Here is an 8690-nt window from a genome sequence, read left to right as displayed (position 1 = left end):
GGTGGGAGATCAAGGAGACGTGGCGGAGCTCACCCGCGAAGGCAAGGTGCTGCGCCGGGCGAACGTCGATGGCCACAACTTCGAGGGCGTCACCGTGGGGCCCAACGGCCGGCTCTTCGCCCTCGAGGAGAAGAAGACGCCCATCATCTACGAGCTGGATCCCGACTCGCTGAAGGTGAAGGCGGAGTACGAGGTGGACACGAAGCTCCACGGCGAGCGGATCATCGGCAACGAGCACAACAAGAGCGCGGAGGGGCTGTGCTACGTGCCCGAGCAGAACGCGTTCTACTGCGTGAATCAGCAACCGCCCCGGCTGGTGAAGCTCGATGTGCCGCTCGACAAGAAGCACGGCAAGGCCAAGGCGGTGGACGTGCTCGAGCTGTCGGACGTCGTCCAGCACCAGGCCTCGGACGTCACCTATGACCGGGCGTCGGGCCACTTCCTGATCACCGAGTCCAGCGGCGGCAAGGGCCAGGGCTCCGTCTACGAGCTGACCCGGGACGGACAGCTGGTGAGCAAGACCTCCGTTCCTGGAGAGCGGGCGGAGGGACTGGCGCTCGATGGATTCGGGGGGGCCTTCATCGCCGATGATGCGGGCGGCGTGCTTCGCGTCGATCCGTGAGCTCAGCTGGCCTGCGCCGGCACCGTGTAGAGGTAGATCGGAGTGCGGTACAGGTCATCGACCACGAGCGACCGCTCGGGCTTCCAGCCTCGAAGCGCGAAGGTGTGGCTGAGGACGCACGCCCCGGGTGGCAGCTCCGCGAGCAGCTTGGGCGCCAGCCGCGCCATGGCTCCGGGAAACAGGTAGCAGACCACGACGGACGCGCCCGAGAAGGAGGCGCGCAAGAAGTCCTGCCGCCGCAGCTCGAGGTTCGCACGAGGCGCAAGGCGCTGACGCAGCCAGCAGAAGGCGAACGGCAGCGGGGACAGCTCGAAGGCCACCACCTTCGCCTGGGGGCAGCGATCCGCCAGGGCGAAGGCCAGCGTGCCCCACCCCGCGCCGAGCTCCAGGACCGTGCCTTCGAGCTCCGGCTCGATCAGGGGCAGCAGCTGGCGGCGGACCTTGCCCAGCGTCGGCATGGGCGAGATGCCGGTCCGCAGCGTGTAGATGACGATGGACAGCATGCCTCCCAGCAGGAGGGCCAACAGCAGCAGGGGGAACACGAAGAATCACAGCCAGTTCAAAGAGCCATTCCCTTTTGCATGAACGCGAGCAAAGTATTGCATGCAGGCTCAGCAAGGAGTTGACCATCATCCAACAAGCCGCCTTGTTCAAGAAATACGGCAAGAGAGGCTCCGGGCGAGTCATATTGGCCCACGCAGGTCAAGGCTGCCTTATGGCGCTTAGCCATACTCGCCACTCCAGCAGCAGCAGTTCCGCCGTAGAATTTACAACTACCGGGGGCATTCTGTTGTAAAAAACTGTAGGCAGCATTCAAGATCGCCTTGTGTCCTGATCGCTCCACCCATCCCACAAGCATGTCCTCAAGTGTCCCCATTAATTGCCCTTCGGCTCGCATAGAGAAGAATCCAATGCTTGGCTCACCAGAGTTGATTCTCGGTGCCCATCCACCATGTTGAAGCCCATCCGGCACCGTGAGAACGTCACGATAGCTGTCGCGAATGCTCTGCAACTTGCGCTCGGGCCCCTTATCATCCGCATCAATGAGGAAACAGATATCCCACCGATCGATCGTTCGCACATTTGGAAGATTGGCGGGACCTGATGGCAAGAACCGCCCCGCACCCATAGCGTTCTTCCATTGCGCGATCAACTCCTTGCCTTTGGCATACTGATTCTCCCCCTGCAACTTGAAGATCAACAGGAGATCTTCAGCGTTTGGCTTGGTAGCCGCATATGCCAAGCTAGGCGGTTCAGCGATTTGAAGTTCGCGAATTCCACTCTCATCGACTGTCCTGGCCCCAAATCTCACCTTGAGAAAGTTCGCCAGCGGCGCGGGATAATCCTTAATAGCTCTCTTATAAGTCCCAAATCCCCCTATCACTAAGAGACGCTGCAATAGCGCGACCTCATGACTCCCCTCGCAAAGAGCAAAGAGCGCCTTCATCGCAGCCTCCGGATATCCACATCTGCAGCCTCTAGCATTCGCTGCAGTTCCTCTGCGCTTACATACTCAGAACGCGTCTTGCTCCCTTCACGTTTTAGAGAATAGTAGCCCACGTCCTCTATATGCACGCCATTGTACACGAAGGCGTCAATACACTCCTTGCTGTGTGTCGTCAAAAACACCTGTGTGTTGAACTGACGCGCAAGTTTCTGCACAAAACCCGTAAAATCCGTCAGCAACGCTGCGTGAATGGCATTCTCAAATTCATCAATGAGCACCAATCCATCTTGCGCCCATGAGAACAGCATCCCCATATGAAAAATGCGCTGCATCCCCTCTCCAAAACTACTCAAATCCATCGCCTGATCGCGGGCACGATGTGTAACCAGGAAACGCTTGAATTCATTGGCCAACTCAATATTCTGAAGCCCACCGTCGACAGATTGGCGGAGAAATTCAAGCACCTGCTCCTTGGCCTTTGCCTTTACACTCTCTTCGTAGAGCCTAGCCAGAACCGCAGGATCGTGCTGTGAAAAAGGACTCGAGAGAACGGCTTTGCAGAGAGCGTGCTGTCCTTGCCTGGATGTAACTCGATCTCGTTCCTTGTCGAATAGATGGGTCCGGGAAGTCTGAGTTTGGTTGCCATATTTGGCCTCCATGATGATGGACCCTATGTAAAATGAGGTATCCGCCACCTCACTATCGTCCTGCTCACAGGTGATGCCCAGACGGGCATCCATCTCGTCGAAACGGCCTGTGATGTCAGTCTCCGATGGAGCCTGTTCGTAAGCCCAACGCGGAGGTAATTCCGTCAACCGCGCCCGACGCCTCATAACATCGAACAACGCGTCGACGTCATGCTGCTGACTAAGCAAGTATATTGCCTCAAGAACTGAGGTCTTGCCCGCGTTATTGAAGCCGGCGACGATATTGACTCGCCTCAACTCCGAAAGATGCAGATCAGACAAACCCCTGTATCTGTTGACTTTCAACTCTGTCAAATGCTTCTTACGCACTTTATTGAAGGGCTCAAACCCATCCACACTTGCCACCACACGAGGAGTTTTACCCTTAGCAACCTGCAACCCATGAAGCGTGCGAATCATCTCATCAACACGAGCCAGCGCTTTTTCATCTGCATGGCCGCTCATCGAGAGAAGTGTGCGTGAATTTGCTTCCATCCTGTCCAGGCTCTCTTGGACACGATCTTTGATCACCTTACCGCTGGAAAGCGTCGCCTCACTAAGACTCCTCGTCTGCTCAAGGTTCTTGAGTGCAATCTCGTCATCTATGATTTTCGCAAGTTCACGAACCTGGGCACCAGTAGTGATGGCTGGGTCACGTTTGATGGTCGTGCCCACTTCCTCTTCCGTGTACTCTCCCTCGTCCTCGACGGTCGAAATCCACGAGAAGAGTCGCTCAAGATTCTTGGTGTTTCCAGCCTTGTGCTGCTCATAATCCCAATCCAGCCAATCGCGCAGACTAGGGCTCTTCACGATTTCTCTGAAGAGGTTGTATTGGTCACTACGAAACTGGTCCCCGTAGTCACTTTTGCGATACAAGTCGCTCAAGGCTAAAGTGTTCTGGGATAGATTAAACTCCCGTTTGCCAATCCCGAGAGCTTTAACAATATCATCGACAGATTGTTTATGCTCCTCGTGCAGCGCTCTTAGCATCTGAGCCTGATTCAGCAAGGACCACTTCTTGTTACCGCTGACGTGCTTCAGTCCCATAAGGATCAGATGGTGAACTTCATCCGCCTCTTTGTAGAGGTTAACTGGGACGCCATTAAAGAATTGAAAATCCAGTGCTCCCAGATCGGCGGCACTGTTCTCGTACTGCGACTTAAGATATTTTAGCGTCGCAACTCGCCGGTTGCCCTCTATCACTAGATAGCGATTCGGTCCCATTTCCCGGACCTGAATCTGATCCACAGGCAACCACCCATTCTTCTTGAAACTGTCGATGAGGTCCTGAACTTCAGACTGCCGTTCGCCCAAGACAAGCAACATTGTACGGCGCTGGACATCAGCATCGAAGACTTTATCTTGCGGTACTCGAACGTAGTCTGGCTTGTCGATGAATCGGTAGTTGTTGGGGTCCAGGAATAATTGATCTAGCGGAACCTTGTGCTGCTCGTGGCCAGAATTTGACGTATCAGGCATGCTTGATATCCCCATCGAAGGCTCCTGCTCTTTAACACACTCTCTTACTTCGACGGAGTCCCGCGCTTGGTCCGCTTCCCCGCCTTCTCCAACGGCTCCACGGGAATGGCTCCCGCATCCACCGGCCCCGTGCCCGCATCAGGCGCGGCCTCGGGGGCGTTGATCTTCACGCGGTCCTCCAGCGGCACACTGCCCACGGACTGACGGAACAGCTCCCAGAGCGCGCGCCGGTGGCCCTCGGGCGTGGCCTCTCCCTGGAGCACGATGCCCGCGCCGCTGTAGCGCGCCTCCAACCCCAGCTCTTTCAGCGCCGAATTCATCCCCGAGAGCTGCTCCTGGAGCATCGGCAGCTCGAAGGTGAGCTCCAGCTCTCGCGCCAGCCAGGCATCCGTCTGGAAGAGCGCCAGCAGCGCCTTGCGGCACGCCGAGTCCTTCACGGTGACGACGAGCGAGCGCTCGGCCCCCTCGGCCACCTGGAGCCCCGGACAGGACTTGCGAGCGGCGGCGAGCTGCTCCGGCGCCGCATCGGGTGTGGCCTTCGCGCCGGGCGCGGTGACGGTCAGACGCCAGACACCCATCTTCCCCTCGGCGTAGAGGAGCATGAGCGTCCGCCCCGGACGCTTGCCGGTGATGAGCAGCTCGTTGCTGCCTGGGAGCACCTCCACGGTGGCCACCGAAGGGTCTTCCACCTCCACCCAGTCCACGGCGGTGAGCTTGTGGAAGCGGTCCGTGCCGCTCTCCAGGGAGAAGACCAGGTCCACCGGCCATGCGAGCGCTGGCACGGGCAGCAACAGGAGGGTGGCGAGCAGAACGCCTCCCAGCCCCGCCCTGAAGGGCACAGGTGCGGACATCGGGCCTCCGACGAAGTGGTGTGCCCCCCTAGCACAGGTTAAGAAGGAGGCTCCATGCCTACCTGGGCCCTCTGGGTCGCCTGTCTGGTCCTCTGCTTCCTGCGCGCGCTCGTCGCCGCCGCCGAGTCCGCCCTCTACGGCACGTCCGATTTACGTGCCCAGGAGCTGGCGGACACCAACGGCAGAGCCGGCAAGCGGGTGCTGCGGCACAAGACCGAGCGCGAGGCCACCGCCACCGCGCTGCGCCTGGGCAGCGTGCTCAGCGGCTTCCTGGCCGCGGCCATTGGCGCCCTGGCTCCCCCGCGGATGCTGGACTTCACGCGCCTGGGAGAGGACGCGTGGCTGCCCGTGGCCACGGTGACGGCCGGAGCCCTCTTCGTGGGCGTGCTGGCCAGCCTCATGGAAGTGACGATGCGCGGCCTGGCCAACGCTGGCTCCGATCGCTGGGCCCTGCGCCTGTCCTGGCTCGTCTCCGCCCTGGTGTGGCTCTTCTACCCGCCCATGCGCGTGCTGCTGGGCGTGCTCAACCTCGTGGCGCGCACCTTCGGCCGCACGCTGCGCTTCGAGCCTCCGCCCCCGCCCCTGGATGAGCTGGAGAAGCTGCTCGCCGCCCAGGCCGCCAACAACGAGGTGGACAAGAGCGCCCCGCAGCTCATCCGCTCCATCTTCGAGCTGTCCGACAAGCGCTGCCGCGACGTGATGGTGCCGCGCACCGAGGTCATCACGGTGGAGATGTCCACCCCGCCCACCGAGGTGCTGCGTCTGCTGGCCGAGGAGAACCACTCGCGCATCCCCGTGTACCGCGACGACGTGGACCACATCGTCGGCGTGCTCCACGCGCGGGACTTGATCCCCTTGCTCCAGCACCCGGAGCTGATCGTCCTGCAGGACATCATCCGCCCGGCCAACTTCGTGCCGTGGATGAAGCCCATTGGCGACCTGCTGCGCGACATGCAGAAGAAGCGCATCCACATGGCCGTGGTGGTGGACGAGTACGGCGGCTTCATGGGGATCGTCACCCTGGAGGACATCCTCCGCGAGATCGTCGGAGACATTGGCGACGAGTTCGAGGTGGACGAGAAGCAGGTGGAGAAGCAGGCCGACGGCAGCTTCCTGGTGGACGCGTCGCTGGAGGTGGAGCAGTTCACCCAGACGTTCGGCTTCGAGCTGCCGGAGGGAGACTTCGACACGCTGGGAGGCTTCCTGTCGTCCCTGGCGGGCCACCTGCCGGATGTGGGCGAGCGCTTCACCTACGGCGGCCTCCAGTTCACGGTCGCCGCGAAGGAGGGCGCGCGCATCGATCGGGTGCGCGTGGTCCGGCTCAAGTCCGGGGCGTCCTCCAAGGACAAGGATGGCCGCGGCGACGGTCGCTCCGAGCCGATGTCGGGAGATGGGCGCTCCGAGCCGCCACCCTCCGCGAAGGTCTGAGCCCGGCGCTCCTTCTCCGACAAGGCAAGTCCAAGCTGAAATCCATGTAAAACCAGTAAGCGAGGGAGTATCCTGCCGGGCATGCGCTCTCTCCTTGCTCCACCCCTGGCAGTGGTCTTCCTGTCGCTCACGGCCTGTGGGCCGGTGGACTCCAATGAGGGTTCGCTGAATGAGACAGCGGGCCGCAACCTCTCCAAGTCGTCCGTGGTGAGAAAGCTCATCGGAGACATTGATGGGTTCGGCATCCATCCCGCGGGGCTGGTCCGCGCCACCCCGGCCCCGCATAACCAGCCGGCCGATGTGGACGGCGACGGCATCATCCAGCCCGGGGAGTTCCTGCCCGATTGGAACAAGGACGGCGCCACGGCCGTGGACCGGGGGGACGACTTCGACTTCCGCTCCGCCGCCGAGAAGGCGGCGACCAACGGGGCCCAGTTCACCGACCGCTCGATGACGCCCGCGGGCGCCTCCGACGGAGTCACCTTCACCTTCACCTTCACGGTCCCCGTCCCCGGCGACATCGACTACGGCGTGGATCACTTCATCAACCTGGTCTTCGGCGACTACGACGTCTCTCCCGCGAGCATCCGGGTGGACGGAGTGGTGACCTCGCTGACGCTCCAGGGCGGCAACAAGGACGGGCTCGTCCAGCGCGCCTACGCCACCGTGCCTTGGTCCTCCATGACGGACGGCAAGGTGGTCATCACCATCATCGCTCCCAACGAGCCCTACCTCGCCTTCGACTACGCGCTGCTCGACACGGACAAGATCGCCGACTGCGACAACGACGGCATCCCCGACACGCTGGACAACTGCCGCTGCGTCTCCAACCCGGATCAGACGGACCGTGACCATGACGGCGTCGGCGATATCTGCGATCCCGGCTGCCACGTCGACGCGGACTGCGATGACGGCAACGCCTGCACCACGGACACCTGCCACGGCGCCGATGGCTCCTGCACCCACGAGGCCTCGGGGGGCACCATCAGCGTCCACCTGAGCGACTACAACCTGTTCCTGCTCGGGGACTACAGCGGCGGCCACGACGTGCTGGGCAAGGTGGCGGCGGGCGGCGACATCACCATGACGGACTTCTCGGTGGGCGTGAACGTGCCCGACACGGACATCGCCAACACGCTGGTGGCGGGCGGCAACCTGAACCTCTCGCGCGGCGCGCTCTGGGGTGATGCCTGGTACGGGGGCAGCTACAGCGGCGACACGTCCGTGACGTCCTACCGGGGCACCGTGTCGGCCGGCACGCCCATCAACTTCGCCGCCCGCGGCGCCCAGCTGCGCAGCCTGTCCACCCAGCTGGCCGGCCTGCCCACCAACGGCACGACGACGCTCGAGTCCTGGGGCGGCGTCATGCTGAGCGGGACGGATCCGCAGGTAAACGTCTTCCTGGTGGATGCCAGCGCCTTCACCGGCGCCGCGCTGCTGTCCATCGACGCGCCGGCCGGCTCGCTGGCCGTGGTCAACATCCACGGCGCCTCGGCCACGTTCACTGGCTTCGGCCACTCGTTCAGCGGCGGCATCGATCAGCACGGGGTGCTGTACAACTTCGTGGATGCCACCACCATCGACGCTCATGGCTACGGCTTCTGGGGCACGGTGCTGGCTCCCTACGCGCAGCTCAACTTCACGGACGGGAGCTTCGATGGCGGCATCTACGCCGGCGCGTTCTCGGGCAACGCCGAGGGCCACATCAACGCGCTGCAGGACCGCGACATCCCCGTCTGCCAGGCGCCGTCGCCGAACGTCGTCCCGTAGCGCCCCACCGTAGACCAGCCGGCGCCAGAGCGTCTCTGCCGCCGAGTTAGCGCAATTGGAGGCTAGAGTGGCCCCCGTACCAGCGCTGGACGGAGGGCTACGTCATGAAGGTGATTCTCTTTGGGGCAACGGGCATGGTCGGGCAGGGTGTCCTGCGGGAATGCCTGCTCGACTCCAACGTGGAGAGTGTTCTGGCGATCGTGCGCGGCCCGACGGGGCAGCAGCACGCGAAGCTGCGCGAGCTGGTGCACAAGAACTTCCTGGACTTCTCCGCCGTCGAGGGCGAGCTCTCCGGCTATGACGCGTGCCTGTTCTGCCTCGGCGTCTCCTCGGCGGGGATGACGGAGGCGGACTATCACCACGTGACGTACGACTTCACGCTGGCGGCGGCGCAGCCGCTGGCCCGG

General features: G+C 62.2%; 8 protein-coding genes. 4 read left to right on the top strand and 4 right to left on the bottom strand.

Annotation, left to right across the window (positions count from 1 at the left end):
* A partial coding sequence (locus tag ACJ8AT_RS29720) for an SdiA-regulated domain-containing protein (RefSeq protein ID WP_407741304.1) occupies nucleotides 1-622 on the top strand: 622 nt, incomplete at its 5' end.
* Nucleotides 623-624: 2 nt separating this feature from the next.
* Here the strand turns inward: ACJ8AT_RS29720 and ACJ8AT_RS29715 are convergent.
* From ACJ8AT_RS29715 to ACJ8AT_RS29700, 4 genes are read right to left on the bottom strand one after another with little or no spacing between them, the layout of a single operon-like run.
* On the bottom strand, nucleotides 625-1164 hold the full coding sequence (locus tag ACJ8AT_RS29715) for a class I SAM-dependent methyltransferase (protein ID WP_407741303.1): 540 nt from the start codon (nucleotides 1162-1164) through the stop codon (nucleotides 625-627).
* Between the two features lie 17 nt (nucleotides 1165-1181).
* Entirely contained in the window at nucleotides 1182-2069 is an 888-nt protein-coding gene (locus tag ACJ8AT_RS29710) for a hypothetical protein (RefSeq protein WP_407741302.1), read from the bottom strand.
* Complete coding sequence (locus ACJ8AT_RS29705; RefSeq protein ID WP_407741301.1) at nucleotides 2066-4234, bottom strand: AAA family ATPase; 2169 nt, start codon at nucleotides 4232-4234, stop codon at nucleotides 2066-2068. Before ACJ8AT_RS29705 ends, ACJ8AT_RS29710 begins: the two co-directional genes overlap by 4 nt.
* Nucleotides 4235-4278: 44 nt before the next feature.
* Nucleotides 4279-5085, bottom strand: a complete 807-nt coding sequence (locus ACJ8AT_RS29700; protein WP_407741300.1) for a pilus assembly protein N-terminal domain-containing protein — start codon at nucleotides 5083-5085, stop codon at nucleotides 4279-4281.
* Nucleotides 5086-5139: 54 nt separating this feature from the next.
* Between ACJ8AT_RS29700 and ACJ8AT_RS29695 the strand changes: the two genes are divergently transcribed.
* The 3 genes from ACJ8AT_RS29695 to ACJ8AT_RS29685 all read left to right on the top strand — a co-directional run.
* Complete coding sequence (locus ACJ8AT_RS29695; RefSeq protein WP_407741299.1) at nucleotides 5140-6513, top strand: hemolysin family protein; 1374 nt, start codon at nucleotides 5140-5142, stop codon at nucleotides 6511-6513.
* An 81-nt stretch (nucleotides 6514-6594) separates the two neighbouring features.
* On the top strand, nucleotides 6595-8283 hold the full coding sequence (locus ACJ8AT_RS29690) for a choice-of-anchor A family protein (protein ID WP_407741298.1): 1689 nt from the start codon (nucleotides 6595-6597) through the stop codon (nucleotides 8281-8283).
* Nucleotides 8284-8387: 104 nt separating this feature from the next.
* On the top strand, nucleotides 8388-8690 hold a 303-nt coding region (locus ACJ8AT_RS29685), incomplete at its 3' end, for an NAD-dependent epimerase/dehydratase family protein (protein ID WP_407741297.1).

The organism is Hyalangium sp. (assembly GCF_045802625.1).
Taxonomy (GTDB): domain Bacteria; phylum Myxococcota; class Myxococcia; order Myxococcales; family Myxococcaceae; genus Hyalangium.
Note: the sequence above shows the minus strand (reverse complement) of the source record. Positions and strands in the feature narration are given on the sequence as shown.